Raw genomic sequence first — 26,889 nt, forward strand, 5'->3', positions numbered from 1 at the left:
TTAGGGGTGTCAAGGGTCTAATGAGCGGGTGATCGGTCCGTTACCGGACCGACACCTGGGGGAGGGAGAAGGCCTGTCCTCCCACCCGTGTCACGATGTGACCGCACATATCGGAGGAGCCGGTGACGGCAGCGAAACTGGAGTCGGGAAGGCGGGCGGCGATGGCCACCGAAGGGGCGACCACGGAGCCGGAAGGCGGGGCAGCCACTCGCACGGCGCGTGTGCCCAAGTACTACCGACTCAAGCGGCACTTGCTCGACATGACCGAAACCCTGCCCCCCGGCACCCCGGTCCCGCCCGAGCGCACGCTCGCGGCCGAATTCGACACATCCCGGACAACGGTCCGGCAGGCCCTGCAGGAGCTCGTCGTCGAGGGCCGGCTGGAACGCATCCAGGGCAAGGGCACCTTCGTGGCCAAGCCCAAGGTCTCCCAGCCGCTCCAACTCTCCTCGTACACCGAGGACATGAGGGCCCAAGGACTGGAACCCACGTCCCAGCTCCTGGACATCGGCTACGTGACGGCGGACGACACCCTCGCCGGACTCCTCAAGATCGCCACCGGCGGACGGGTCCTGCGCATCGAGCGGCTGCGGCTGGCCAGCGGCGAGCCGATGGCCATCGAGACCACCCACCTTTCGGCCAAGCGCTTTCCCGCGCTGCGCCGCTCGCTGGTGAAGTACACCTCCCTCTACACCGCACTCGCCGAGGTGTACGACGTCCGCCTCGCCGAGGCGGAGGAGACCATCGAGACCTCCCTGGCGACCCCCCGCGAGGCCGGACTGCTCGGCACCGACGTGGGCCTGCCGATGCTGATGCTCTCCCGCCACTCGCTGGACGCCGACGGAGAGCCCGTGGAGTGGGTCCGCTCGGTCTACCGCGGCGACCGCTACAAGTTCGTCGCGCGGCTCCAGCGCCCCGCCGTCTGATCCACCGGCGCCGCCCGGGCGGAAGTCCCCGTACCGGAATCTCGTACCGATATACGGACGGGGTCTTACGTTCAGCGCATGCCTCCCCCTAGATTCCCTGTGCTCACGCAGGTGATCGACGAGGGGACGAGGACATGGCGGAACCGGGATCAACAGGTACAGAGCGGAACACGGCGAGTCCGGGAACCACTCCGGACTCGCCTTCTGCGTCGGGGGGCCCGTCCCCGAAGTCGGTGGCCGCGTGGGTGCTGGTCGCACTCATCGGGGCCATCGGGTGGGGCGTGCTGGCGCTCTCGCGCGGCGAGGAGATCTCGGCCGCCTGGCTGCTCGCCGCCGCGCTGGGCTCGTACGCCATCGGCTACCGGTTCTACGCGCGCTTCATCGCGAACCGCGTCCTGAAGGTGGACAAGACCAGGGCCACCCCCGCCGAACGCCTTGACAACGGTGTCGACTTCCACCCGACCGACCGGCGGGTGCTCTTCGGCCACCACTTCGCCGCCGTCGCGGGCGCGGGCCCGCTGGTCGGCCCCGTGCTGGCCTCCCAGATGGGCTACCTGCCGGGCACCATCTGGATCGTCGCGGGCGTGATCTTCGCAGGCGCGGTCCAGGACATGGTCACGCTGTTCTTCTCGACCCGGCGCAACGGCCGTTCGCTCGGGCAGATGGCCCGTGACGAGATCGGCCCGGTCGGCGGCGCCGCCGCGCTGGTCGCCGTGTTCGCCATCATGATCATCCTGCTGGCGGTGCTGGCGCTGGTCATCGTCAACGCACTGGCCGACTCCCCCTGGGGCGTCTTCTCCATCGGCATGACCATCCCGATCGCCCTCTTCATGGGCTTCTACCTGCGCGTCCTGCGGCCGGGCCGGATCACCGAGGTCTCGGCGATCGGCGTCGCGCTGCTGCTGCTCGCCATCGTCTCGGGCGGCTGGGTCGCGGAGTCCTCCTTCGCCGACGTCTTCACGCTGGAGAAGGAGACGCTGGTCCTCTGGATGGTCGGGTACGGCTTCCTGGCCTCGGTGCTGCCGGTGTGGATGCTGCTGGCGCCGCGCGACTACCTCTCCACCTTCATGAAGATCGGCACCATCGCCCTGCTCGCGCTCGGCGTGGTCATCGCCATGCCGACGCTGAAGATGCCCGCGGTCACCGACTTCGCCTCCGGCGGCAACGGCCCGGTCTTCGCCGGCTCGATGTTCCCGTTCGTCTTCATCACCATCGCCTGCGGCGCGCTGTCCGGATTCCACTCCCTGGTCTCCTCGGGCACCACCCCGAAGATGATCCAGAAGGAGACCCAGGTCCGGGTCATCGGCTACGGCGCCATGCTGACCGAGTCCTTCGTCGCCGTCATGGCGGTCATCGCGGCCTGCATCATCGAGCCGGGCCTGTTCTTCGCGATCAACTCCCCCGGCGGCGTCGTCGGCAGCACCGTCGAGTCGGCCTCGCAGGCCGTGGGCAACTTCGGCTTCGCCATCTCCCCCGGGGACCTCGCCCAGGCCGCGAAGGACGTGGAGGAGACGAGCCTGCTCTCCCGCACGGGCGGCGCGCCGACCTTCGCGCTCGGGATGTCGGAGATCTTCTCGTCCGTGATCGGCGGCGCCTCGCTGAAGGCGTTCTGGTACCACTTCGCCATCATGTTCGAGGCCCTCTTCATCCTGACCACCGTGGACGCCGGCACCCGCGTCGGCCGGTTCATGCTCCAGGACACCCTCGGCAACGTCCACAAGTCCTTCAAGGACGTCAGCTGGAAGCCCGGCGTCTGGTTCGCGAGCGCGATCGTCGTCGGCGGCTGGGGCTACTTCCTGTGGGTCGGCGTCAAGGACCCGCTGGGCGGCATCAACCAGCTCTTCCCGCTGTTCGGCATCGCGAACCAGCTCCTCGCGGCGGTCGCGCTGGCCGTCTGCACCACGCTGCTGGTCAAGTCCGGCAGGCTCAAGTGGGCCTGGGTGACGGGTGTGCCGCTGGCCTGGGACGTGGCCGTCACGCTCACCGCGAGCTGGCAGAAGATCTTCTCCTCGGACGTGGCTGTCGGCTTCTTCGCCCGGCGCGACCAGTACCAGGACGCCATCGACGCGGGCAAGGTCCTCAAGCCCGCCAAGAACATGGACGAGATGCACACCGTGGTCACCAACGCCACCGTGGACGGGGTCCTGTCGGTGCTCTTCGCGGTCCTGATCGTCATCGTGCTGCTGGACGCCGCCCGCACCTGCCTGGCCGCCGTCCGCAACCCCGGCGCGGTCGCGCTCTCCGAGGTCCCGTGGACGGAGTCGAAGATCGTCGCCCCGGCCGGCCTGATCCCCACCGCCGAGGAGCGGGCGGAGCTCGCCGCCGCCGGGCTCGACTCGGGCGGCGGCCGGGTCAAGGAGCCGGCGGCGTCATGAGCCTGCGCAGCGTGCTCGCGAGGGTCCGGTACTACGTACGGGAGTTCTCGGGCGAGGCCGCCTACGACCGCTACGCGGCCCACGCCCGCTCCCACGACCCGCAGGCCCGGCCGATGACCCGCCGGGCCTTCGAACGCGCCCGTACGGACGCCCGCGAGGCCGACCCCCGCGAGGGGTTCCGCTGCTGCTGAGCCCACTTGGGTGCACGAAGGCCCCGCCGTCCCGCATCGGGACGGCGGGGCCCTTCGGCCTGATCAGCGCACCCAGTCCTTGAGGACCTCGGTCTGCAAGGTGATGCCGACGGGGTCGGGGAGCTCGACGTCCTTGCCGTATGCCACGACGTGGGTGCTCTCGTACCGCTGCCCGTTGGGCTGGCTGTAGACGGAGACCTCGCACTTGGCCCGGTCGATCAGCAGGTACACGGGGATGCCGGTCTCCGCGTAGGCACGAGGCTTCTCGACGTGGTCCCGCCGACGGGTATCGGAGTCCCACGATGTCACCTCGACGGCCATGAGGATCGGCCCTGGCTCGACCCAGTCGCCTTGTCCGACGAACGCTCCGGAGGGTGCCAGCGCCGCGTCCGGAATCGCCCGGCCTGCGCGGTACTCCTGCGCCTTGATCCCCTGCCCCGGGTGCAGCCAGAGTTCCGGCCGGTACTGCATACAGATCCGGGTGAGCCACTGGATGATCATCTGGTGGTCGCCGTCCGGCATGGCCTTACTCCTGATAACCCCGTCGATGAATTCCAGCCGCGTCCCCACTCGCTCGCGGGCCGCTATACGCGCCACGGCTTCGAAATCCTCGGTCAGCATGTGGGGCCGGTCAGTCATCACGGTCATGCCTCGCTCGCCTTCCTCGACGGTGCAGTCTCCGACGATAGCGGAGAGGTACGACACACGGACGGCACGTCGCAGCCGACACAACATGTGGGGGCTACCGCATGCAGCCGCCCCCACATGTATGCTCATGGCTGCTGTCGCCGCAGGGGAATCCGGTGCGAATCCGGAACTGTCCCGCAACGGTATGAAGTGTCCGGCTACCGGACACCAAGTCCGAGGACCTGCCGACAGCGCGCCCGGCTCGACCGAACCGGGTGCCGACACGTCCGGGCCTCGCGGTTGGGCCGGTGGACGCCATGCGGGGGACGCGATCCTGCCACGCCCGCATGCGCCCGCTCGCGCCCTGCCCCGCCGATGACCGGGCCGAGCGAGGGAGAGCTCCCCCCGTGACCATCGCGCCTGCCGCGCCGCGCGCCGAGTCCGACCAGCCCGCAGCTGAGGGTCCCGGGACCGCGTTGCTGCGTACTCTCACCGAGCTGACGGCCGACCTCCCCGACACCGACCCCGGCCGGGTCGCCGCCGCCGCGCTGCGCGGGCGCAGCTCCACCGCGGACGAGGCCGAGCTGCGGGGGCTCGCCACCGAGGCCGCCGCCGGTCTGATCTCCGAGGACCCGGCGTACTCCCGGCTGGCCGCGCGCCTGCTGACGTTCGCCGTCGCCGACGAGGCCGCGAGCCAGGGGGCCACCCCCTTCTCCGCCTCCGTCGAGGTCGGCCACCGCGAGGGCCTGATCGCCGACCGCACGGCCGAATTCGTACGCACCCATGCGAACCGCCTCGACGCGCTGGTCGAGCACGCGCTCGCCGAGGGCGCCGACGACCGCTTCGGCTTCTTCGGCCTGCGCACCCTGCACAGCCGCTACCTGCTGCGCCACCCGATCACCCGCCAGGTCATCGAGACCCCGCAGTACTTCATGCTGCGCGTGGCCTGCGGCCTGGCCGAGGACGAGAGCCTGCGCGCCGTCGAGGAAGTGGCCTCGCTCTACCGGCTGATGAGCCGCCTCGACTACCTGCCGTCCTCCCCCACGCTCTTCAACTCCGGCACCCGGCACCCGCAGATGTCCTCCTGCTACCTGCTGGACTCCCCGCTGGACGAGCTCGACTCGATCTACGACCGCTACCACCAGGTCGCGCGCCTCTCCAAGCACGCCGGCGGCATCGGTCTCTCGTACTCCCGCATCCGCGCCCGCGGTTCGCTGATCCGCGGTACGAACGGCCACTCCAACGGCATCGTGCCGTTCCTGAAGACCCTCGACGCCTCCGTCGCCGCCGTGAACCAGGGCGGCCGCCGCAAGGGCGCCGCCGCCGTGTACCTGGAGACCTGGCACGCGGACATCGAGGAGTTCCTGGAGCTCCGCGACAACACCGGCGAGGACCAGCGCCGCACCCACAACCTGAACCTCGCCCACTGGGTGCCGGACGAGTTCATGCGCCGCGTGAACGCCGACGCCGACTGGTCGCTGTTCTCCCCGGCCGATGTCCCCGAGCTGGTGGACCTGTGGGGCGACGAGTTCGACGCCGCCTACCGCAAGGCCGAGGCGGACGGCCTGGCCCGCAAGACCATGCCCGCGCGCGACCTGTACGGCCGGATGATGCGCACCCTCGCGCAGACCGGCCAGGGCTGGATGACCTTCAAGGACGCCTCCAACCGCACGGCGAACCAGACCGCCGAGCCGGGCTCGGTCGTCCACTCCTCCAACCTGTGCACCGAGATCATCGAGGTCACCAACGACGGCGAGACGGCCGTCTGCAACCTCGGCTCGGTCAACATGGGTGCCTTCGTGGTGGACGGCGAGATCGACTGGGAGCGCCTGGACGAGACCGTCCGCACCGCGGTGACCTTCCTCGACCGCGTGGTGGACATCAACTTCTACCCGACCGAGCAGGCCGGCCGCTCCAACTCCCGCTGGCGCCCGGTGGGCCTGGGCGCGATGGGCCTCCAGGACGTCTTCTTCAAGCTGAAGCTGCCCTTCGACTCCCCCGAGGCGAAGGCGCTGTCCACGAAGCTCTCCGAGCGCATCATGCTCGCCGCGTACGAGGCCTCCTGCGACCTCGCCGAGCGCAGCGGCCCGCTGCCGGCCTGGGAGCAGACCCGCACCGCCCGCGGTGTCCTGCACCCGGACCACTACGCGGGCATCGAGCTGAACTGGCCCGAGCGCTGGGACGCGCTGCGCGCCCGCGTCGCGAAGACCGGCATGCGCAACTCGCTGCTTCTCGCCATCGCCCCGACGGCGACGATCGCCTCGATCGCCGGCGTGTACGAGTGCATCGAGCCGCAGGTCTCCAACCTCTTCAAGCGCGAGACGCTCAGCGGTGAGTTCCTCCAGGTCAACGGCTACCTGGTGGAGGAGCTGAAGGAGCTCGGCGTCTGGGACGCGCAGACCCGCGAGGCGCTGCGCGAGTCCAGCGGCTCCGTGCAGGGCTTCGGCTGGATCCCGGCCGAGGTCCGCGAGCTGTACCGCACGGCGTGGGAGATCCCGCAGCGCGGCCTGATCGACATGGCGGCGGCCCGTACGCCGTTCCTCGACCAGTCGCAGTCGCTGAACCTGTTCCTGGAGACGCCGACCATCGGGAAGCTGTCCTCGATGTACGCGTACGCCTGGAAGCAGGGCCTGAAGACCACGTACTACCTGCGCTCGCGCCCGGCGACGAAGATCGCCCGCGCCGCGCAGGCCGCCACCCCCGCGGCGCTCCCGCCGGCCGACGCAGCCGCCGAGGCCGCGGCCGCGGAAGCGCTCGCCTGCTCCCTTGAGAACCCCGAGTCCTGCGAGGCCTGCCAGTAATGAGCTCCACCGACAAGAAGAACCTCCTGGACCCGGGCTTCGAGCTCACGCTCCGGCCCATGCGCTACCCGGACTTCTACGAGCGCTACCGGGACGCGATCAAGAACACGTGGACGGTCGAGGAGGTCGACCTCCACTCGGACGTGGCCGACCTCGCGAAGCTGACGCCCGCGGAGCAGCACATGATCGGCCGGCTGGTCGCGTTCTTCGCGACGGGCGACTCGATCGTCTCGAACAACCTCGTGCTGACCCTGTACAAGCACATCAACTCCCCGGAGGCGCGCCTGTACCTGTCGCGCCAGCTGTTCGAGGAGGCCGTGCACGTCCAGTTCTACTTGACGCTGCTGGACACCTACCTGCCCGACCCGGACGACCGGGCGGCCGCCTTCGACGCGGTCGAGGAGATCCCCTCCATCCGCGAGAAGGCGCAGTTCTGCTTCAAGTGGATGGACTCGGTCGAGAAGATCGAGCGGCTGGAGACGGCCGCCGACCGGCGCCGCTTCCTGCTGAACCTGATCTGCTTCGCCGCGTGCATCGAGGGCCTGTTCTTCTACGGCGCCTTCGCGTACGTCTACTGGTTCCGCTCGCGGGGTCTGCTGCACGGCCTGGCGACGGGCACCAACTGGGTGTTCCGCGACGAGACCATGCACATGAACTTCGCCTTCGAGGTCGTGGACACGGTCCGCAAGGAGGAGCCGGAGCTCTTCGACGACGCCCTCCAGCAGCAGGTCACCGACATGCTGAAGGAGGCCGTGGAGGCGGAGCTTCAGTTCGGCCGCGACCTGTGCGGTGACGGCCTGCCGGGCATGAACACCGAGTCGATGCGCGAGTACCTGGAGTGCGTCGCGGACCAGCGCCTGGTGCGCCTCGGCTTCCCGCCGGTGTACGGCTCGCAGAACCCGTTCTCGTTCATGGAGCTCCAGGGCGTCCAGGAGCTGACGAACTTCTTCGAGCGCCGGCCGTCGGCCTACCAGGTCGCGGTCGAGGGCACGGTCGACCTGGACGAGGACTTCTGAGCCGACCGGGTCACCGGGGTCGCGTGAACCGCTGATCGGCCGGCAGCCGCCTTGCGCAGCTGCCGGTCGATTCTGCGTTCCCGGGCCGTGCCGTACAGGGACGGCGCGAGGAGCAGGGCGGCGACGGCGAGGACGACGAGGTAGTCAAGGAAAGTGGTCATGCATCCACTCTCGTCAGAGCGGCGAGAACCGGACAGTGGCAGGACTGTCATGGATCATCGAATTACTGCCACACTGTAGGCATGCTGAAAAACGTGGCGGTGGCCCTCGTCGACGGAGTGGCCCCCTTCGAGTTCGGGATCTTCTGCGAGGTCTTCGGGATCGACCGCAGCGCGCAGGGCCTGCCGGTGTACGACTTCGCCGTGTGCGCGGCCGAGGAGGGCACCCTGACCATGGCCGACGTCGGCTTCGCCATCGCGCCCGCGTACGGCCTGGAGCGGCTCGACGAGGCCGACCTGATCTGCCTGCCCGCCGACCGGCAGGCGCCCGTACGGGACTACCCCGAGCCCTTCCTCGAAGCCCTGCGCCGGGCCGTGGACCGCGGGGCACGGGTGCTCAGCGTGTGCAGCGGGGCCTTCGTGCTCGGCGCGGCCGGACTGCTGGACGGGCGCCGCTGCACCACCCACTGGATGCACGCCCCGGCACTGGCACGCCGCTTCCCGCGGGCCGAGGTGGACCCGGACGTGCTCTACGTGGACGAGGGGCAGGTCATCACCTCCGCCGGCACCGCCTCGGGCATCGACGCCTGCCTGCACGTGGTCCGCCAGGAGCACGGGGCCGAGGTGGCCAACACCATCGCCCGGCGGATGGTCGTACCGCCCCACCGGGACGGCGGGCAGGCCCAGTACATCCAGCGCCCGCTCCCGCGGACCGCCTGCGACACGGTCGGGGAGGTCATCGCCTGGATGGCCCGCCACCTGGAGGACGAGATCACCGTCGAGCAGCTCGCGGAGCGCGCGCACATGTCCGCGCGCACCTTCGCCCGGCGCTTCCTCCAGGAGACCGGCACCACCCCGTACCAGTGGGTGCTGCGCCAGCGGGTGCTGCTGGCACAGGAGCTGCTGGAGTCCACGGACCAGACCGTCGACGCCATCGCGGGCCGCTGCGGCTTCGGCAACGCGGCCGCCCTGCGCCACCACTTCCTGCGGACCCTGGGCACCACGCCGAATTCCTTCAGGCGTGCCTTCCGGGGCCCGCAGGCCGTCGCTTAGGCGTTGGGGGCGGTCTCGTAGCGCGGGGTGCCCTCGTCCATCTGCCGCAGCGCGTCCTTGCGGTCGCGCTTGGAGAGCCGGTCGATGTACAGGTAGCCGTACAGGTGGTCGGTCTCGTGCTGCAGGCAGCGCGCGAAGTAGCCGGTGCCGCGCACCTTGATCGGGTTGCCCTGCGCGTCCTGGCCGGTGACCTCGGCGTAGTCCGGGCGGGCCAGCGAGGCGTACGCGGTGGGCACCGACAGGCAGCCCTCGTTGGAGTCGTCCAGCACGCGCGCGGTGGCCGGGAGCTCGACGAGCTTCGGGTTGATCACGACACCGGTGTGGCGGTTGCCGTCGTCGTCCGGGCAGTCGTAGACGAAGACCTTGGCGTCCACGCCGATCTGGTTCGCGGCCAGGCCGACGCCCTCGGCGGCCTTCTGGCTGGCGAACATGTCGTCGATCAGCTGCGCCAGCTCGTCGCCGAACTCGGTGACGTCCTTGCACTCCCGGTGCAGCACCGGATTGCCGACGACCGTGATCGGGCGGGCCGTGCCGCGCTCGCGGTGGGCGAGCTCGCGCGCCTCACAGTCCTCGGTGTCCACGACGTAACCGTCGTTGACGATCTCGACGACCTCGTTCTCCTGCTGCGCCATGTCCGCCGTACGCCTTCCGTAAGTCCACCCGTTCACAATGTGCCGGTACAGCCTACGGTGCCGGGTCAGCAGACCTCTTCGAGATCCCGCCATTCACGGGTGTCCGGGCTGTCCGCGACCCAGCCGTCGAGCAGACCCCGCACCAGACCGGCCGGTGCCGCGATCCCGCACTCGCGCTCGGGCACCCACAGGGATCCGGACCCCGCCGTACGGTGCCCCAGCGGGCCGGGGTGCCCCGGTTCGCTGTGGTCGTGCGGGTCCAGGTGCTCCCCGTCGCCCTCGCCGCTCGGCATCGCGCTCTCCGAGCAGGTCCGGCACAGCAGCCGCACCGAGGACGACCAGTCCTCGGCGGCGAAACCGGCGTCGGAGGCCAGCTGCTCCAGCGCGTTGCGGTCCGCCTCGGTGGCCGCCTCCAGCAGCACCACCCAGGTCGGCACCGGGGAGGGCGCCCACAGCTCGATCTCGTCGAAGACGGGGTAGGAGGGGCCGGCCGCGGTGACCCGCTCGCCGTGCGGGACCCCGTCGTGCAGGACGACCTCGCCCCAGCGCCGCCCCGAGGAGGGCAGCGGGATCGACAGGACCTCCATGCGGGCCGGGTCCAGCCGGCGGCCCCAGACCACCTCGGCCTCGCCCTCGGGCGACAGCCGCACGGCGGCGCTGCCGAGCTCCATGCCGACCGGTTCGCCGCTGTGCCGCCCGTTGTGGGCTCCGGCGCCGTGGGGGTCCCCGGGCACCTTCAGCCCGTACGCCTGCCAGGCGCGCCGGGCCAGCGGCCAGTCCTGCAGCGCGGTCGCGGCGATCCCGACGTTCCACCAGTCCGGGGCGCCGGTCTCACGGTCCAGCAGGGCCACGGCGCGCAGTCCGGCGGCCCGCGCCTGCTCCCAGTCGTGCCGGAACTTGTGCAGCAGGGCCAGGTTGAACCAGGACTCGGACAGCCAGGGCTCCAGGTCCGCGGCTCTGGTCAGGAGCGCGCCCGCGTCCTCGTACCGCCCGTCGCCGATCAGCGTGAACGCGCGGTCGGTGGCCTGCCGCCACGAAGCGGAGGGCCGATGCCGTACCTTCCCGAAGATCCTCACGATTCCCGCCTGCCTGGGGGCACCACCCGGCGGTAGCCGGGTGACAACGGTGCAGCCTTGCGGACACTCTCACTGGCATCCAACCATGCCCACTCGGACGGCCGCTCATTACCCATGGGTTACCCAGCCTGGACAGGAACAACGCTGCCCCGTCCGCCCCGGGCCAGAACCCTGGCCAGACACTCCACGACCTCTGGCTGATAGTCGTGCCCCGTGCCCAGGCGCAGCCGCTCCAGGGCCGCCAGTGAGCCGGTCGGGTGACGAGTCCCGCCCACCAGGTCCTCGTACGCGTTCACCGTGCGCACGATCCGGGCGGCGACGGGCTGCTCCCGGTACGGGTCTGCCTGGCGCTCCACCACCACCGCGACCTCGGCCGGCACCCCCGTCTGGCGGGCCACCTCCCCGCCCAGCTCGGCGATCCGCCGGGCCTCGGCGGCCGGCAGCTCCGCGGTGGCCCCGGCCGGGACCGGGTCGACGAGGGCGAGCTGGCCGATGTCGTGCATCAGGGCCGCGTACTCCAGCACCCCGAGCTCCCGCTCCGACAGGCCCAGCTCCCGGCCCACGGCGCAGCTCAGCGCGGCGACCCTGCGGGAGTGGCCGGGCCTGGTGTAGCCGGCGATCTCGGTGGCGCGGGCCAGGGAGGTGATGGTCTGGCGGTAGGTCGTGCGGATCGCGGTGATCCGGTGGAAGGACAGCTGGGTCAGCAGCAGCGGCACGCTGAAGACGGGCACCGCCCACAGGCCCGCACCGGCCACGCCGAGGGCCATCACGACCCCGGTGGCGCAGATCGCGGAGCCGATGCCGAGCTGGGCGCGCAGCTCGTCGCGCAGGAGCGGGCCGTACGGCCAGCCGGTGCGGGCCCCGGCGAGGGCGGCGGCGAGCACCGCGTCGCACAGCGCGGTGAGGCCGAGCAGGAAGAGCAGGAAGAGGACGAGGTACGGGCCCTGCCCCACCCGGTCCTCCAGCCGGCCCGAGTTGTACAGCGGCTGGAAGCAGACGGCGGCGAAGGCGACGGTGAGGACCCGGCGGGCCAGGTGGTCGAGGGCGGGCCCGCGGCCGCGGGCGATGTGCGGGACGATCCCCACGAGGGCCGCGGCGACGACGACCGCGACGATCTGCAGTACGCCGTGGTGGGTGGGCCGCCCGGCGGTCTCGCCGAGCAGCGCGTACGCGAGGGCCCCGGCGGAGGCGAGCGGGGCGGTGCGGTGCAGGGCGGTGTCGGCGGTGTCGCCGTCCGGGTCCCGGCGGGCGAGCTCGCCCACGACGATGAGCGCGCCGAAGGCGAGGGCGTTCCCCGGCTCGACGAGGCCGTTCCACAGGGTGTGCGCGAGGGCCACCGCGATCAGCAGCCCGGCGGTGGCGCGCACCGTCCACACGGTCCAGGCCCTCATGCGTTCCCCTCGGGTCCCCGGCCGCCGTCCCCGGGCGGGGCGGCCGGGCCGGTGCCGGAGCGCGCCTCGGCGGCGGCCGGTGCCGCCGCAGCCGCCCGCCGGTCCTCGCGCTGGCGGCCCAGCAGGCCCGCCGGTGACGCCGTCGCGGGCGGCCCGTCCGGCGTGGCCGTCGGACCTGCGGCGGCGGCAGCGATGACCTGGAGGTCTTCGTCCGAGGTGACCACCGGGTGCCAGCCCTGCCGCCCGATGGCGCTGACCAGGGCCCGGACCATCGCCGGGTCGAACTGTGCCCCGGCGCACCGCTCCAGCTCCGCCAGCGCGGTCGGCACGGGGCGGGCCCTGCTGTAGGAGCGGGTGGAGGTCATCGCGTCGAAGGCGTCGGCCACCGCCACCACCCGGGCCAGTACCGGGATCTGCTCGCCGGTCAGCCCGTACGGGTAGCCGGAGCCGTCGACCCGCTCGTGGTGGTGCAGGATCGCCGCCCTGGCCTCCCCGAGGAAGCCGATGCCGCGCACCATCTCGTGCCCGTACTCGGGGTGCAGCTCGATGATCCGGCGCTCCTCCGGTGTGAGCGGCCCGTCCTTGCGCAACAGCCTGGTGGGGACGCCGAGTTTGCCGACGTCGTGCAGGATCCCGGCGATGCGGACGACTTCGAGCCGGTCCTCGGCCATGCCCAGCTCGCGGGCGATCATCGCGGAGGCCTGGCCGACCCGCTCGCTGTGCCCGCGGGTGTAGCGGTCCTTGATGTCCACGGCCTGCACCAGCGCCCGGATCGTGGCCCGGTGGGCGGCGCGCTCGCGGTGGTACTGGGCGAAGACCCAGCAGGAGATGTACATCGGCAGCAGGACGAGCAGCGCTGCCGGGAGTCCGTACGGGCTGCGCCACATGACGGCCATCATCAGCCCGGCGAGGCCGTGCACGCAGTGCGGGGCGAGGGACCGGGTGAGCAGTCCGCGCCAGGCGGTGGCGGCGGGCCGGCGTTCGGCGGTGGCCAGGATGCCCCCGTCGAGGGCGGTGAGCACCAGGCAGAAGGCGGCGGCCGCGGCGGCCGCGGGGAGCATCACGTACGGGAAGTCGGCGACCCAGGCGGCCGGATCGGGCGGGCCCGGCGGCCCGGACCCCCCGGGGGAGTCCCCGCCGAGCGCGGCCGGGCCGCGCAGCAGCCCGTAGGCCTGCCCGGCGGCCCAGGCGGCTATGGACTGCTGCGCGGCGTGCCACACGCGGCGCACCCGGGCGGGCCGCTGGACCACCGTCCCGGCCAGCCCGCCCGGCAGCGCGACGAGCGCGGCGGCGGCGGGCGGCAGCAGGAAGACGGCGGCGAGCACCACGGGGAAGAAGGAGCCGAGCCCCTCGGGCACCCGACGGCCCAGCAGCGGGCAGGTCTTGACGAGTTCGCAGCCGAGGTAGAGCACGGTCAGCATGCCCACGGCCGGCCACGGGGTGGCGGGATCCGCGAGGGCGGGTGCGGCGCAGAGGACCGCGGCGAGGACGGCGCACAGGATGTAGGCGCGCGCCATCGGCGGAAGTGCCCGCATGGCGCTCTCCTCCCCCTGTGCGGTGCATGCCAGGTACCGAATCAAACCAGTACCGATTGGGGAGAATAAGTGGGGCCACGAGCGAGGTGGGCCACATTTCCGCGTTGCGCCATGCGGAGGCCCCCGGATTACCACCTTCGGGTGAAGGAAGTGACCTTCCGGGGGCGGTCGTTCGCGTTCGTTCAATAAGAAACCAACAAGGGTCCGGACTTATCCGGTCGCGGGCCCCGCGGCGGCCGGACCGGCCGTGATGTCGTGATCCGGCACGGCCTGCCCCGAACGGATCAGTTCGATCCGCCCCATCACCTTCGACCGCAGGTCGCTCGGTACGTCGTCCGACCCGCAGCAGCGCTTGACCAGCTTCTTGACGGCCTGTTCCAGGCCGTACTTCTCCAGACAGGGATTGCACTCGCCGAAGTGCGTCTCGAACTTCGTGCAGTCCGTGTCCGGCATCTCGTGGTCCAGGAACTCGTAAAGGTGATCCAGGACCTCAGCGCACTCCGTCTCGTGCGGCTCTCCGCAGCTCATGAGCCCGAGCCTTTCAGGTCGTTCGACTCTCCCGCGCCCGCGGGGACCAGCCCGCGCTCACGGGCGTAGTCCTCCAGCATTCCGCGGAGTTGACGGCGGCCACGGTGCAGTCGCGACATGACCGTACCGATGGGTGTACCCATGATGTCCGCGATCTCCTTGTACGCAAAGCCCTCTACGTCGGCAAGATAGACCGCGATGCGGAACTCCTCCGGAATGGCCTGCAAGGCTTCCTTCACATCCGAATCGGGCAGGTGATCGAGCGCCTGCGACTCGGCGGAGCGGAGCCCGGTCGACATGTGCGACTCGGCGCGCGCCAACTGCCAGTCCTCGATCTCCTCCGCGGCGCTGCGCTGGGGTTCGCGCTGCTTCTTGCGGTAGGAGTTGATGAAGGTATTGGTCAGAATGCGGTACAGCCACGCCTTCAGGTTGGTGCCCTCGCGGAACTGGTGGAAGGACGCGTATGCCTTCGCGTACGTCTCCTGGACCAGGTCCTCGGCGTCGGCCGGATTGCGCGTCATGCGCAGCGCGGCCGAGTACATCTGGTCGAGGTAGCCGAGGGCATCCCTCTCGAAGCGCGCATTGCGCTCCGGTGTGGTTTCCTCCGCGTGGCCTTCGTCGGTCCCAGCGACAGGACCCACCTCCTCCGACTGCGTGGCGACTCCGAAAGCGGACCCGCTCGAATCGGAGAATAGTCGACCATCCCGGTCCGCCGCCGCCCGGAGCGAGCCGCGCTTGGGCCCGGGCAGCACCGTCCAGTCCAGGTCAGCGGCCTGCGGACGGTTCTGGCTGATGACCTGGATCATGCGCTCCCACTCCTCCGACGATTTCCCTTGCGTACCGACATCCGGGACAACAGAAGGGCCCTGCCGCGCATTCCCCGGCGGGAGACGGGTTTCGGCCCTTTCCCGGCGCTTTCCCGGCCGGTCCGCGCGGGGGTGAGGGGGATCACCCCGGAGCCCGCCGGATCCGCGGCCGCCCTGCGGCCGTTCCGGGGCCGTTCTCCGACTGCCCTGCGGCCGGTCTCCGGCCGTCCTCCACCCGGCCGCCGTCCATCCGGGCACCGTCGTAGACACACGTCGTACGCACACGCCGTACGCGCACGTCATACGCGGGCGTCACACGGGCAGCCGCGCCAGCCAGTCCCGGACCGCCGCCGTGATCCGGTCGAGGGCCTCCTCCTGGGTCAGCTCGGCCTTCTTGGGCACCGCGAACCCGTGGTCCGCGTACGGGACCTCCACGAGCTCGTGGCCGCCCCCGGGGAACTCCTCCGGGCGCCCGAAGGGGTCGCGGCCGCCCTGCACCACCAGGGTCGGGCGCCCGGCGTCGAGCAGCTCCCCGGCGCGGGACTTCTCTGGCCGGCCCGGCGGGTGCAGCGGGAAGGCCAGGGCCAGCACGGCGGCCGCGCCCAGTTCGACCGCGGTCCGGCAGGCCACCCGGGCCCCGGCGCTGCGGCCGCCCGCGACCACCGGCAGGCCGGGGCCCGCCAGCACCGGCCACAGGCCCCGCCAGCCCTCGTCGAGCACCTTGGGCGCGGCGGCGACCTTCTTCCCGGCGACCCGCCAGGGCTGTTCCACCAGGGCCACGGTGACCCCGCGCGCGGGCAGGGCCCCGGCCAGGGCCTTCAGGTCCCGGGCCTCGATGCCGCCGCCCGCGCCGTGGCCGACGGCGAGCACGAGCCGCGCCTCGCGGGCGGGGTACCAGGTGACGCGGGCCTCGCCCGCCGGGGTGTCGACGCTCTCGGTGGTCATGGGCCGATCATGCCGGGTCAGAACAGCGTGCCCTCTTCCGGCGCGGCCAGCTCCTCCAGAAGCTCCGGCCCGCCGTTGCGCACGTTGCTGACGGCGGTGGACACCGGGTAGGCCCGCATCAGCCCGCCCGGCGGCGGCGCGAGCAGCCCCCGCAGCTCCCCCTCGGTGTCGGTGTTCGCCGGATCCAGCCAGGCGTCCCAGCGGTCCGGGGTCAGCATCAGCGGCATCCGGGGGTGGATCTCGGACAGCGAGCGCGGCCCCTCGGCCGGGGCAGCGGCCAGCGGTCCCGTCTCGGCCTCCGTGGTGATCACCGAGCAGGTCGCCCACCAGGCGAGCGGGTGCGCGTCGGGCAGGGTGCGGTCGCGCCAGAACTCGTATATCCCGGCCATCGCGAAGACGGAGCCGTCGGAGGGCAGGACGAAGTACGGCTGCTTGCGGGCCCTCTTCTTCCTGCCTTCGACCTCCAGCCGGCGCTCGTCGTGGGCGGTGACCCACTCGTAGTACCCGTCGGCGGGGACGATGCAGCGGCGCTGGGCGAAGGGGCGCCGGAAGGACGGCTTCTCGTGCAGCGTCTCGGCCCGGGCGTTGATCATCCGGGCGGCGCCGTCGGGGTTCTTGGCCCAGGACGGGACCAGCCCCCACTTCAGTGCGCGCAACTGCCGAACCGGACGCGGGCTCGGCGCGTCTTTCAGTGGACGGTCCAGGACGACGTGGACCTGCTTCGTCGGAGCCACGTTCCAGTCGGGGGCCAGCGTCTCCGTCGGCTCCCACTTCTCGACCCCGAAGATCCGCACCAGATCCTCGGGCCCACGGCTCGCTGCATACCTTCCGCACATGGCTGCCACACTGCCATGGCAGCCGACCACCACCGCAAGGAGTCCGCCAGATCATGTACGTCAGCACCACCGCCGGTCTGTGGGACCGGCTCACGGGCATACAGGCAGCGCCCGAGCGGTGGCTGGTGATCGCGACGGGGCTGGCCGCACTGGCCGCCGTGGGTCCGCGCCCGCTGTGGCGGCTCTCGCGCAACGCCGTGACCATCGCCCACGAGGGCGGGCACGGGCTGCTGGCGCTGCTGACCGGGCGCAAGCTCGACGGGATCCGGCTGCACTCGGACACCAGCGGGGTCACCGTCAGCCGGGGCAAGCCCTACGGCCTCGGGATGATCCTGACCGCCGCCGCCGGTTACACGGCGCCCTCGCTGCTCGGCCTCGGCGGGGCGGCGCTGCTGTCGGCGCACCGGATCACGCTGCTGCTGTGGGCGGCCACGGCGCTGCTCGCGGCCATGCTGGTGATGATCCGGAACGCGTACGGGGCGCTGACGGTGGTGCTGACGGGCGCCGCGTTCGTGCTCGTGTCCTGGCTGGCTCCGGCCGACGTGCAGTCGGTGTTCGCGTACGCGGTGGTGTGGTTCCTGCTGCTCGGCGGCGTCCGGCCGGTCTTCGAGCTGGGTGCGAAGCGGAGGCACGGGGGCGCACCGGATTCCGACGCGGACCAGTTGGGGCGGCTCACCCATCTGCACCCGGTGGTCTGGCTCCTGCTCTTCCACGTCGTCGCGCTCTGCTCGCTGGTCGGCGGCGGACGCTGGCTGCTCGACCTCTGACCGACCCCTGAGACGGCTCCGCGATCAAGATCTGCCATCGTGGGTAGCCACTAAAGTGGGGGCCATGACCGAGACCTCCGCGCTCCCCGCCCTCTGGCCCGCCCCGCTCGCCGACGCCGCCGTCCACGCCACCGTCGCCGTGCCCGGGTCCAAGTCGGTCACCAACCGCGCCCTCGTGCTCGCGGCCCTCGCCTCCGAGCCCGGCTGGGTGCGCCGCCCGCTGCGCTCGCGCGACTCCCAGCTGATGTCGGACGCCCTGCGCGCGATGGGCGTCGGCATCGAGGAGACCGTCTCCTCCGCCTCCGCCGGTGACGGCGCGGGCGGCGAGGCCTGGCGGATCATCCCGGCCCCCCTGCGCGGACCGGCCACCGTCGACGTCGGCAACGCGGGCACGGTCATGCGCTTCCTGCCGCCGGTCGCCACCCTCGCCGCCGGTGACATCCGCTTCGACGGCGACCCGCGGTCCTACGAGCGCCCGCTCGGCCAGGTCATCAACGCGCTGCGCGCCCTCGGCGCCCGGATCGACGACGACGGCCGGGGCGCGCTGCCCCTGACCGTCCAGGGCGGCGGGGCCCTGGAGGGCGGCACGGTCGAGATCGACGCCACCAACTCCTCGCAGTTCGTCTCCGCCCTGCTGCTCTCCGGCCCGCGCTTCAACCAGGGCGTCGAGGTCCGGCACGTGGGCTCCAACCTGCCCTCGATGCCGCACATCCGGATGACCGTGGAGATGCTGCGCGCGGCGGGCGCCCAGGTGGACACCCCCGAGGCCGGCGGCGAGAAGGACGTCTGGCGGGTCGCGCCCGGCGCGCTGCTCGGCCGCGACATGGTCGTCGAGCCCGACCTCTCCAACGCGCAGCCCTTCATGGCGGCGGCCCTGATCACCGGCGGCACGGTCACCATCCCGGACTGGCCGCGCCGCACCACGCAGCCCGGTGACGCGCTGCGCCGGATCTTCACGGAGATGGGCGGCTCCTGCGAGCTGACCGACGCGGGCCTGGTCTTCACCGGCACCGGCAAGATCCACGGCATCGACGTGGACCTCGGCGAGGTCGGTGAGCTGACCCCGGGCATCGCCGCGGTCGCCGCCCTGGCCGACTCCCCCTCCACCCTGCGCGGGGTGGCGCACCTGCGGCTGCACGAGACGGACCGGCTGGCGGCGCTCACCAAGGAGATCAACGAGCTCGGCGGCGACGTCACCGAGACGGCCGACGGTCTGCACATCCGGCCGCGCCCGCTGCACGGCGGCGTGTTCCACACGTACGACGACCACCGGATGGCCACCGCGGGTGCGGTGATCGGCCTGGCCGTGGAGGGCGTGCGCATCGAGAACGTGGCGACGACCGCGAAGACCCTGCCCGACTTCCCGAGGATGTGGTCCGACATGCTCGCCGGCCAGGCGCCGACGGGTGCGGGAGCGTAGGGCACGTCATGCGCAGGTACGGGAAGCACACCGACGAGGACGACATCCGCCAGCGGCCCAACCCCAAGGGCAACCGGCCGCGGACGAGCATCCGGCCCAAGCACGAGGACGCCTCCGAGGGTTTCGTCCTGACCGTCGACCGGGGGCGGCTCACCTGTCTGGTCGAGGACCGCACGGTCCACGCGATGAAGTCCAGGGAGCTGGGCCGCAAGGCCGCGGTGGTCGGTGACCGGGTCTGGATCGTCGGCGACCTGTCCGGCAAGAAGGACACCCTCGCCCGGATCGTGCGGATCGAGGAGCGCAAGTCGGTGCTGCGGCGCACCGCCGACGACGACGACCCGTACGAGCGCGTCGTGGTCGCCAACGCCGACCAGCTGGCCATCGTCACGGCGCTGGCCGACCCCGAGCCGCGGCCCCGGATGATCGACCGCTGCCTGGTGGCCGCGTACGACGCCGGGCTGGAGCCGCTGCTGGTGCTCACCAAGTCCGACCTGACCTCCGCGGACAAGATCCTGGAGATCTACTCGACGCTCGGCGTGAACTACGTCGTCACCAACCGCGAGGAGCTCGCGACGGGCGATGCGGCCGCCAGGGTGCGCGAGCGCCTGGAGGGCCGGATCACCGCGTTCGTGGGGCACTCCGGCGTCGGCAAGACCACCCTGGTCAACTCGCTGGTGGCACCGGACCGCAAGCGGGCGACCGGTGTGGTCAACGCGGTCACCGGGCGGGGCCGGCACACCACCACCTCGGCGCTGGCGCTGCCGCTGCCCGGGATGGAGGGCTGGGTCATCGACACCCCGGGCGTGCGCTCCTTCGGCCTGCACCACGTGGACCCGTCCCGGGTGATCCTGGCCTTCCCGGACCTGGTGCCGGGTACGGAGGACTGTCCGCGCGCGTGCAGCCACGACGAGCAGGACTGCGCGCTCGACAAGTGGGTGGAGGACGGCCACGCGGACCCGGCGCGGCTCTACTCGCTGCGCCGGCTGCTGGAGACGCGGGAGCGCCGCGAAGGCGACTGACCCGGCGGGCGACCGGCGACTGATCGGCGATTGATCGCCCCGCGGGGTTTGACCGGGATTGCCGAAGGTCATGTCTGGATGAGCGCACAATCCCACCAAGTGACGTGAGGTCACGTGACGCGGGGAGGCATTCGACATGGCGTGGCTGCTCGTCGTGGTCGCGGGAATCCTGGAGACCGGCTTCGCGGTCTGCCTCAAGCTGTCCCACGGTTTCACCCGGCTGTGGCCGACCGTCGCCTTCGCGTGCTTCGCGCTCGGCAGTTTCGGCCTGCTGACGCTGGCGCTCAAGAAACTGGACGTCGGCCCGGCGTACGCGGTGTGGACGGGCATCGGGGCGGCCGGGACCGCGATCTACGGCATGGTCTTCCTCGGCGACCTCGTGTCGACCCTCAAACTCGTCTCGATCTCGCTGGTCATCCTCGGGGTCATCGGCCTCCAGCTGTCCGGTTCGGCCCACTGAGCAGCCGCAGCAGCTCCCCCGTGCCCGGCTGCACGGCCGGGGCTATCAGGTAGGAGACCGCGAGGCGTACGGCGAGCTCGCACCGCTGCGCCGCCTCCCCCGGCCCGAAGGCCCCGTCAGCCCGCTCGCGCACGCACCGCACCAGCTCCGCGGGACCCAGCGCCGGCACTCCCGGCCGGACTCCTTGCCCGGCCGGGACCGGTAAGTTCCCGTTCCAGCAGCCCGTCAGCAGGGCCCGTACGAGGGGCCGCGCACGGGCCGCCCGTACGGTCCACTCCGCGACCGCGGCCAGCCGCTCGGCGGTCGCGGCCGGCGCCACGAGGGCCCGGTCCACCCCGTCGAGGTACCAGGCGGCCTCGCGCCGGACGAGGGCGTGGCCGAGGCCCGCCTTGCCGGCGAACTCGTTGTAGAGGGTCTGCCGCGACACCCCCGCGGCGGCCGCCACGTCGACCATCCGCACGGCGGGCCAGGGGCGCGCCGAGAGCGCCGCTCCCGCCGCTTCGAGCAAGGATTCCCGGGCTGTCGGCATCGTCGCCTCCCCGCTTGACGTCACCGCCAGAGTTGACGGACCGCCAGATCCTGTCAAGGGCGCATCCCGGTCGCACTGTGGACGCCGTTCGCCGGTCCGCGGCGGTCTCGATACTGTTCGGACATGCCCGAGTATGACGATGACCTGCGCCTTGCCCTTGAGCTCGCCGACGCGGCGGACGCCGCCACGATGGAGCGCTTCCGCGCCCTCGACCTGAGGGTCGAGACGAAGCCGGACATGACGCCGGTGAGCGAGGCGGACACGGCCACCGAGGAGATCGTCCGGGCCGGGATCGCGGCGGCCCGGCCCGAGGACGCGATCCTCGGCGAGGAGTACGGCCTCCAGGGCAGCGGCCCGCGCCGCTGGGTCGTGGACCCGATCGACGGCACCAAGAACTACGTGCGCGGCGTCCCGGTGTGGGCGACGCTGATCTCGCTGATGGCCGAGGACCCCGACGGGGTCTTCCGTCCCGTGGTCGGCGTGGTGTCCGCGCCGGCGCTGGGCCGCCGCTGGTGGGCGGCGCGCGGCCAGGGCGCGTACGCGGGCGGTGCGCTGGGCGGGGCGACGGCGATCGGCGTCTCGAAGGTGGGCGCCCTGGGCGACGCCTCGTTCGCGTACTCCTCGCTGAGCGGCTGGGAGGAGCAGGGCCGGCTTCCGGGGTTCCTGGACCTGACCCGTGCGTGCTGGCGTACGCGGGGCTACGGGGACTTCTGGCCGTACATGATGGTCGCCGAGGGCTCGCTCGACCTGTGCGCCGAGCCGGAGCTGAACCTGTGGGACATGGCGGCCGTCGCGGTCGTGGTCGAGGAGGCGGGCGGCCGCTTCACCGACCTGGACGGGGTGGCCGGCGTACACGGCGGGAACGCCGCGGCCTCCAACGGGCTGCTGCACGAGGAGATGCTGGGTCGCCTGCGGCCGCGCGACTGACGCGCGGATGCGCCGAGCGCGCCCCCTTGTTGGCCCCCGGCACCCGTGGGAATCTGAGAATCCCCCCGCTTGTGCGCTTGTGAATGTCTTCTCAAGTGCACCCCCCAGGCGGGGGGTCTCACCAGGAGGTGGCTCTCTTCATGCTCGTCCGTGACGCCATGAGCACCGTGATCCTCACCCTCGGACCCACTCACACCTTGCGTCAGGCGGCCAGCCTGATGTCCGGAAGGCGCGTCGGCGCGGCCGTCGTCCTCGACCCCGAACACAGCGGCATCGGCATTCTGACCGAGCGCGACATCCTCAACTCGATCGGTGCGGGCCACGACCCCGACCGGGAGTCCGTGGGCGCGCACACCACCAACAACGTGGTGTTCTGCACCCCTGACGCCACCTTGCAGGAAGCCGCCGAGGCCATGGCCCACGGCGGATTCCGTCACCTGATCGTGCTGGAGGACGGCGGCCCGGTGGGCATCGTGTCCGTACGCGACGTCATCCGCTGCTGGGCGCCGGTGCGGCGCCGCGCCGTACCGGCGTAGCGGACGGCGCCCGGCCCACGACGGCGGGCCGGAACCCCCGGGGGAGTTCCGGCCCGCCGTGTCGCTACGACAAGCGATCCGGTCAGCCGCGAAGGGCCTGGACCGCGGCTTCGAGCCGCTTGCCGAAGTCGCCGTCCGCCTGGCGGAAGTTGTTGATCGCGCGCTCGGCGATGTCGTCACGGGAGACCTTGGCGATGAAGCCGGCCAGGTTCTCGAGCAGACGGGACTTCTCGTCCTCGGAGTACAGGCGGTAGAGGTTGCCCGCCTGGACGAAGTCGTTGTCCTCGCTGTGCACGGCCGCGGGGTGGTTGCCCGTGCCGCCGGTCACCGGGGTGGACACCCAGAGCGGACGGTCCGTCTGGTGCGGGCCGCCGAAGCTGTTCGGCTCGTAGTTCTTCGCACCCTTGTGGCGGCCGTCGTACAGGTAGCCGTCACGGGAGTTGGTGCGCGCCTCGGTGGCGTGCGGGCGGTTCACCGGCAGGTGGTCGGCGTTGATGCCGACGCGGTAGCGGTGGGCGTCGCCGTAGCCGAAGAGGCGGCCCTGGAGCATCTTGTCCGGGGACGGACCGATGCCGGGGACGAAGTGGGCCGGGCTGAAGATGCTCTGCTCGACCTCGGCGAAGACGTTCTCCGGGTTGCGGTTGAGCTCCAGCTTGCCGATCTCGATCGCCGGGTAGTCCTCGTGCGGCCACACCTTGGTGAGGTCGAACGGGTTGAAGCGGTACTCGGCCGCCTCGGCCGCGGGCATGATCTGGACCTGCACGGTCCAGGTCGGAAAGTCGCCGCGCTCGATGGACTCGCGCAGGTCGCGCTGGTGGGAGTCGGGGTCCTCACCGGCGAGCTGGTTGGCCTCGGCCTGGGTGAGGTTCTTGATGCCCTGGTCGGTCTTGAAGTGGTACTTGACCCAGAAGACCTCGCCGGCCTCGTTGTTCCACTGGAACGTGTGCGAGCCGTAGCCGTTCATGTGGCGGTAGGACGCCGGGATGCCGCGGTCACCGAACAGCCAGGTCACCTGGTGGGTGGACTCGGGCGACAGACCCCAGAAGTCCCAGACGTTGTCCGCCTCCTGCGAGCCGGTGTACGGGTCGCGCTTCTGGGTGTGAATGAAGTCGGGGAACTTGATGGCGTCCTTGATGAAGAACACCGGGGTGTTGTTGCCGACGAGGTCGTAGTTGCCCTCTTCGGTGTAGAACTTCAGCGCCCAGCCGCGGGGGTCGCGGACCGCGTCGGCCGAGCCGAGGTTGCCGGCGACGGTGGAGAAGCGCAGGAAGGTCTCGGTCTGCTTGCCGACCTCGGACAGGAACTTCGCCCGGGTCCACTGCGAGACGTCGCGGGTCAGCGTGAAGGTGCCGTAGGCGCCGGCGCCGCGGGCGTGCACCACGCGCTCCGGGATGCGCTCGCGGTTGAAGTGCGCGAGCTTCTCCAGCAGGAGCTGGTCCTGGACGAGCACGGGACCGCCGACGCCAGCGGTCTCGCTGTTCTGGTTGTCGGCGACCGGAGCCCCGGCCTCCGTGGTGAGCGGTCCCTGCGTCACGTGCGCCTCCTGCGTCATTCCTGCATGTCCTGTCCTTGGCCTTTGCCGTAACCGATCCTACGATGGACTTTGTCTAAGTCAAGTAAGCATCCAAGTCCGCACCGGTTCGGGAGTTACACCGAATCCCCTCACTGTTAGGCTGACGCCCATGAGTGACCTGCTGGAACGACTTCGCGGACGCGGATGGCGCATGACCGCACAGCGGCGTGTCGTGGCCGAGGTGCTCGACGGTGACCACGTTCACCTGACGGCCGACGAGGTGCACGCGCGTGCGGTGGCCAAGCTGCCCGAGATCTCGCGCGCCACCGTCTACAACACGCTGGGCGAGCTCGTGACCCTCGGCGAGGTGCTGGAGGTCTCCACGGACCGGCGCGCCAAGCGGTACGACCCGAACGCCCACCGGCCCCACCAGCACCTGGTGTGCGCCCAGTGCGGGGCGATACGCGACGTCCACCCGGCGGGCAACCCGCTGGCCGACCTGCCCGACGCGGAGCGCTTCGGCTTCGTGGTGTCGGCGGTCGAGGTGACCTACCGCGGGGTGTGCCCGAACTGCGCGGGGGCGTAGCCGACAACGCAGAAGGGGCCCGGGAGCAGCGCTCCCGGGCCCCTTCTCTTCGTTCTTTTGTCCGGCAAACGGCCGAAGGCCCGGATCCATGGGATCCGGGCCTTCGGCCTTCAGTAGCGGGGACAGGATTTGAACCTGCGACCTCTGGGTTATGAGCCCAGCGAGCTACCGAGCTGCTCCACCCCGCGTCGGTAAACCCAACTCTACGTGGGCACGGACGGCAGATGCAAATCGGTTAACGGGCCGGTCAGGCGCGGGCCGGGGACCGGGTCGGGGACCGGTTCGGGCGGACAGTTCAGGCGGACAGTTCCTCGGCCAGTGCGTCGCGCAGCCGCGCCGCGCGGGCCGAGACCTCCGCCGGGCCCAGTTCCATGGCGCGCATGCACCACTTCTGGCCCTCGGCGAGGTCGCCGTGGCGCGCCGCGAGCAGCCCGAGCCGCAGCGCGGCGCGGCCGTGGCCCGCCACCGCGGCGCGGGTCCACCACAGCGCCGCCTCCGGCTCGCTCCCCTCGCGGGCCAGCAGCAGCCCCAGGTTGAACGCGCCGTTGCGGGAGCCGGCCTCCGCCGCCTCCCGGTACCAGCGCGCGGCCACGGCCAGCTCGCCCCGGGCCGCGGCCAGCATGCCCACCCGTACCTGCGCCCGCCGGTGCCCCAGCTCGGCGGCGCGCTCGTACCACTCCTCGCTCTCGGTGCGCTCCACGCCGCCCGCGGGCTCGCCCAGCGCCACCGGCTCCGGCGGCGGGGCGAGCGACTCCAGCAGCGAAGCCAGCCGGAAGGCCGCCTCGGCGCTGCCGCCGCCGGCCGCGCAGCGCAGGTGCCGCTCGGCCGCGCGGTCCTCGCCGTCCCGCACCAGCGCGATGCCGACCTGGAGCGCCGCGTCCGTGTGCCCGGCCGAGGCGGCCCGCTCGTACCACTTCAGGGCGGTGCGGTCCTCGTCCCGGCTGGCGAAGAGGATCCCGAGGTTGAAGGCGGCGTCCACGCTGCCCGCCTCGGCCGCCTTCGAGAACCACGGCTCCGCGCCCGCCGCGTCCCCGCCCTGCAGCAGCAGGATGGCCAGCGCGTTGGCCGCCTCGCGGTGTCCCGCGTAGGCCGCGCGCCGGTACCACTGCTCGGCCTGGGCCGTGCGCTCCTGCGCCGCGCACAGCAACGCCAGGTTGTACGCCCCGTTCTGGTCGCCCGCGTCCATCGCGGCCCGGTACCACTTCTCCGCCGTCTGGGTCTCGCCGCGCGCCGCGTGCATGGCGCCGAGCGCGTTGGCCGCGTTGCCGTCGCCGTCCTGCGCCGCCCGCAGCCACCACGCGGCCGCGCTCTCCTCGTCCCCGGCGTCCCGCAGCAGGAAGCCGAGCGCGCACGCCGCCCGTGCCTCGCCCTGCTTGGCGGAGGTCAGGTACCAGCGCCCGGCCTCCTTCAGCTCCCCGCGCGCCTCCAGCAGCGTGCCCAGGTGCAGCGCCGCGCGCCGGTGTCCGCGCGCGGAGGCCTGGCGGTACCACTGCTCGGCCTCGGCGGGGTCGCCCTTGCGCAGGTGCCGCGCCAGCCGGTACGCGGCCTCGCGGTGCCCCTGTTCGGCGGCGGCGCGGAACCACCGCTCCACGCCCTTGTCCCCGCGGTGCTCCAGCAGGTCCGCCAGGCCGTACGCCCCCAGCGCGTGGCCCGACTCCGCCGCCTGGCGCAGCCAGTACTCCGCCGCGGGCTCGTCCCCGCGCTCGCGGAAGTACCGGCCGAGCGCGTGCGCGGCCGGAGCAGATCCGGCCACGGCGGCGACCCGCCACCAGCCCGCGGCCTCTTCCGGGTATCCCCGCTGGTGGAGCAGTACGCCGAGGTTGTTCGCGGCGGCGCGGTCGCCCTCGCCGGTGGCGCCGCGCAGGTACGGCTCGGCCCCGGCCAGGTCGCCCCGGCGCAGCAGCAGCGCCCCGAGCACGCTCATCGCACCGGGGTCGCCCTTGTCGGCGGCCACCCGGTGGCGCGCCTCCAGCTCCGCGTCGCTGGCCGTGTCGGCGTCCACGAACGCTTCTTCCTCAAACACCGCATCGATCGGTGCGGTCTGCGCGTTGACAGCCTGAGCCGCCTCATCGACCTCCACGTCCGATTCGGCCCCCGCCCTCGCAAACCGCCCTGTCTCCAGCAGAGTTGACCTGTCCCCCATAAATCCCATCGTCGCATCACCTGCTACCCGCGTACACCTGGTATGTCGCAGCCAGTGAGGTCACTACAGCGTTTTGTCGACATGCCCACAGAG

At 71.8% G+C, this 26,889-nt stretch carries 26 protein-coding genes, 1 tRNA gene and 1 riboswitch; of the genes, 13 read left to right on the top strand and 14 right to left on the bottom strand.

Features of this window, described 5'->3' with window-relative positions; translation table 11 throughout:
- Positions 1-161 precede the first annotated feature (161 nt).
- The 3 genes from AB0M99_RS10195 (at position 162) to AB0M99_RS10205 (ending at position 3,492) form a co-directional block, all read left to right on the top strand.
- On the top strand, positions 162-926 hold the full coding sequence (locus tag AB0M99_RS10195) for a GntR family transcriptional regulator (RefSeq protein ID WP_365918853.1): 765 nt from the start codon (positions 162-164) through the stop codon (positions 924-926).
- Positions 927-1,060: 134 nt separating this feature from the next.
- Entirely contained in the window at positions 1,061-3,301 is a 2,241-nt protein-coding gene (locus AB0M99_RS10200; RefSeq protein ID WP_365918568.1) for a carbon starvation CstA family protein, read from the top strand.
- Positions 3,298-3,492: a YbdD/YjiX family protein gene (locus AB0M99_RS10205; RefSeq protein ID WP_365918570.1), complete on the top strand. Its 195-nt coding sequence runs from the start codon at positions 3,298-3,300 to the stop codon at positions 3,490-3,492. The genes AB0M99_RS10200 and AB0M99_RS10205 overlap by 4 nt, the downstream gene beginning before the upstream one ends.
- A 63-nt stretch (positions 3,493-3,555) precedes the next feature.
- On the opposite strand, the gene AB0M99_RS10210 is transcribed toward AB0M99_RS10205, so the two are convergent.
- Positions 3,556-4,140 (bottom strand): Uma2 family endonuclease, encoded by a 585-nt coding sequence (locus tag AB0M99_RS10210; RefSeq protein WP_365918572.1) that lies wholly within the window; start codon positions 4,138-4,140, stop codon positions 3,556-3,558.
- 111 nt (positions 4,141-4,251) lie between these two features.
- A riboswitch (cobalamin riboswitch) is annotated at positions 4,252-4,384 on the top strand.
- Positions 4,385-4,526: 142 nt separating this feature from the next.
- Between AB0M99_RS10210 and AB0M99_RS10215 the strand changes: the two genes are divergently transcribed.
- Together AB0M99_RS10215 and AB0M99_RS10220 are read left to right on the top strand one after the other, a co-directional pair.
- Positions 4,527-6,920, top strand: a complete 2,394-nt coding sequence (locus AB0M99_RS10215; RefSeq protein WP_365918574.1) for a ribonucleoside-diphosphate reductase subunit alpha — start codon at positions 4,527-4,529, stop codon at positions 6,918-6,920.
- Positions 6,920-7,936: a ribonucleotide-diphosphate reductase subunit beta gene (locus AB0M99_RS10220; RefSeq protein WP_365918576.1), complete on the top strand. Its 1,017-nt coding sequence runs from the start codon at positions 6,920-6,922 to the stop codon at positions 7,934-7,936. The genes AB0M99_RS10215 and AB0M99_RS10220 overlap by 1 nt, the downstream gene beginning before the upstream one ends.
- On the opposite strand, the gene AB0M99_RS10225 is transcribed toward AB0M99_RS10220, so the two are convergent.
- Entirely contained in the window at positions 7,888-8,097 is a 210-nt protein-coding gene (locus AB0M99_RS10225; protein ID WP_365918578.1) for a hypothetical protein, read from the bottom strand. The genes AB0M99_RS10220 and AB0M99_RS10225 overlap by 49 nt on opposite strands.
- 81 nt (positions 8,098-8,178) lie before the next feature.
- Here AB0M99_RS10225 and AB0M99_RS10230 point away from each other — a divergent pair, with 81 nt between their 5' ends.
- Complete coding sequence (locus tag AB0M99_RS10230; RefSeq protein ID WP_365918580.1) at positions 8,179-9,147, top strand: helix-turn-helix domain-containing protein; 969 nt, start codon at positions 8,179-8,181, stop codon at positions 9,145-9,147.
- On the opposite strand, the gene def is transcribed toward AB0M99_RS10230, so the two are convergent.
- The 8 genes from def to AB0M99_RS10270 form a co-directional block, all read right to left on the bottom strand.
- A complete protein-coding gene (def, locus tag AB0M99_RS10235) occupies positions 9,144-9,779 on the bottom strand; it encodes a peptide deformylase (RefSeq protein WP_365918582.1) in 636 nt (211 codons plus the stop codon). The two genes, AB0M99_RS10230 and def, sit on opposite strands and share 4 nt — an antisense overlap.
- A 65-nt stretch (positions 9,780-9,844) precedes the next feature.
- Complete coding sequence (locus AB0M99_RS10240; protein ID WP_365918584.1) at positions 9,845-10,855, bottom strand: hypothetical protein; 1,011 nt, start codon at positions 10,853-10,855, stop codon at positions 9,845-9,847.
- A 119-nt stretch (positions 10,856-10,974) separates the two neighbouring features.
- Positions 10,975-12,246: an HD domain-containing protein gene (locus AB0M99_RS10245; RefSeq protein WP_365918586.1), complete on the bottom strand. Its 1,272-nt coding sequence runs from the start codon at positions 12,244-12,246 to the stop codon at positions 10,975-10,977.
- Positions 12,243-13,781, bottom strand: coding sequence for an HD-GYP domain-containing protein (locus AB0M99_RS10250; RefSeq protein ID WP_365918588.1), 1,539 nt, complete (start codon positions 13,779-13,781; stop codon positions 12,243-12,245). Before AB0M99_RS10250 ends, AB0M99_RS10245 begins: the two co-directional genes overlap by 4 nt.
- A 210-nt stretch (positions 13,782-13,991) precedes the next feature.
- Positions 13,992-14,309 (bottom strand): mycothiol system anti-sigma-R factor, encoded by a 318-nt coding sequence (rsrA, locus tag AB0M99_RS10255; protein WP_365918590.1) that lies wholly within the window; start codon positions 14,307-14,309, stop codon positions 13,992-13,994.
- The gene (locus AB0M99_RS10260; RefSeq protein ID WP_008741505.1) at positions 14,306-14,950 is read right to left on the bottom strand and encodes a sigma-70 family RNA polymerase sigma factor; all 645 of its coding nucleotides are present in this window, start codon (positions 14,948-14,950) and stop codon (positions 14,306-14,308) included. The genes rsrA and AB0M99_RS10260 overlap by 4 nt, the downstream gene beginning before the upstream one ends.
- Positions 14,951-15,427: 477 nt before the next feature.
- Positions 15,428-16,060 carry an alpha/beta family hydrolase gene (locus tag AB0M99_RS10265; RefSeq protein ID WP_365918592.1) on the bottom strand — a complete coding sequence of 211 codons (633 nt, stop codon included), beginning with the start codon at positions 16,058-16,060 and terminating at the stop codon, positions 15,428-15,430.
- A gap of 17 nt (positions 16,061-16,077) precedes the next feature.
- Positions 16,078-16,896: an SOS response-associated peptidase gene (locus AB0M99_RS10270; protein ID WP_365918594.1), complete on the bottom strand. Its 819-nt coding sequence runs from the start codon at positions 16,894-16,896 to the stop codon at positions 16,078-16,080.
- Between the two features lie 53 nt (positions 16,897-16,949).
- Here AB0M99_RS10270 and AB0M99_RS10275 point away from each other — a divergent pair, with 53 nt between their 5' ends.
- From AB0M99_RS10275 to AB0M99_RS10290, 4 genes are all read left to right on the top strand, one after another.
- On the top strand, positions 16,950-17,663 hold the full coding sequence (locus tag AB0M99_RS10275) for a M50 family metallopeptidase (protein ID WP_365918596.1): 714 nt from the start codon (positions 16,950-16,952) through the stop codon (positions 17,661-17,663).
- A gap of 64 nt (positions 17,664-17,727) precedes the next feature.
- A complete protein-coding gene (aroA, locus tag AB0M99_RS10280; protein WP_365918598.1) occupies positions 17,728-19,083 on the top strand; it encodes a 3-phosphoshikimate 1-carboxyvinyltransferase in 1,356 nt (451 codons plus the stop codon).
- Between the two features lie 8 nt (positions 19,084-19,091).
- Positions 19,092-20,102, top strand: coding sequence for a ribosome small subunit-dependent GTPase A (gene rsgA / locus AB0M99_RS10285; protein ID WP_365918600.1), 1,011 nt, complete (start codon positions 19,092-19,094; stop codon positions 20,100-20,102).
- Between the two features lie 136 nt (positions 20,103-20,238).
- On the top strand, positions 20,239-20,562 hold the full coding sequence (locus AB0M99_RS10290) for a multidrug efflux SMR transporter (protein WP_069921864.1): 324 nt from the start codon (positions 20,239-20,241) through the stop codon (positions 20,560-20,562).
- Here AB0M99_RS10290 and AB0M99_RS10295 read toward each other — a convergent pair.
- The gene (locus AB0M99_RS10295) at positions 20,528-21,091 is read right to left on the bottom strand and encodes a TetR/AcrR family transcriptional regulator (RefSeq protein ID WP_365918602.1); all 564 of its coding nucleotides are present in this window, start codon (positions 21,089-21,091) and stop codon (positions 20,528-20,530) included. The genes AB0M99_RS10290 and AB0M99_RS10295 overlap by 35 nt on opposite strands.
- A gap of 123 nt (positions 21,092-21,214) precedes the next feature.
- Here AB0M99_RS10295 and hisN point away from each other — a divergent pair, with 123 nt between their 5' ends.
- Positions 21,215-22,018, top strand: a complete 804-nt coding sequence (gene hisN / locus AB0M99_RS10300) for a histidinol-phosphatase (RefSeq protein ID WP_365918604.1) — start codon at positions 21,215-21,217, stop codon at positions 22,016-22,018.
- Between the two features lie 140 nt (positions 22,019-22,158).
- On the top strand, positions 22,159-22,554 hold the full coding sequence (locus tag AB0M99_RS10305) for a CBS domain-containing protein (RefSeq protein WP_365918607.1): 396 nt from the start codon (positions 22,159-22,161) through the stop codon (positions 22,552-22,554).
- An 82-nt stretch (positions 22,555-22,636) separates the two neighbouring features.
- Here AB0M99_RS10305 and AB0M99_RS10310 read toward each other — a convergent pair whose 3' ends face one another.
- A complete protein-coding gene (locus AB0M99_RS10310; protein WP_365918609.1) occupies positions 22,637-24,106 on the bottom strand; it encodes a catalase in 1,470 nt (489 codons plus the stop codon).
- Between the two features lie 130 nt (positions 24,107-24,236).
- On the opposite strand from AB0M99_RS10310, the gene AB0M99_RS10315 reads away from it, so the two are divergent.
- Positions 24,237-24,653, top strand: coding sequence for a Fur family transcriptional regulator (locus AB0M99_RS10315; RefSeq protein ID WP_365918611.1), 417 nt, complete (start codon positions 24,237-24,239; stop codon positions 24,651-24,653).
- A 114-nt stretch (positions 24,654-24,767) separates the two neighbouring features.
- Here the strand turns inward: AB0M99_RS10315 and AB0M99_RS10320 are convergent.
- Positions 24,768-24,841, bottom strand: a tRNA-Met gene (locus AB0M99_RS10320).
- A gap of 107 nt (positions 24,842-24,948) precedes the next feature.
- Entirely contained in the window at positions 24,949-26,805 is a 1,857-nt protein-coding gene (locus tag AB0M99_RS10325; RefSeq protein WP_365918613.1) for a tetratricopeptide repeat protein, read from the bottom strand.
- Between the last annotated feature and the right edge of the window lie 84 nt (positions 26,806-26,889).

It is taken from the genome of Streptomyces sp. NPDC051183 (genome assembly GCF_040682455.1).
In the GTDB taxonomy this organism is placed as follows: Bacteria; Actinomycetota; Actinomycetes; order Streptomycetales; family Streptomycetaceae; genus Streptomyces.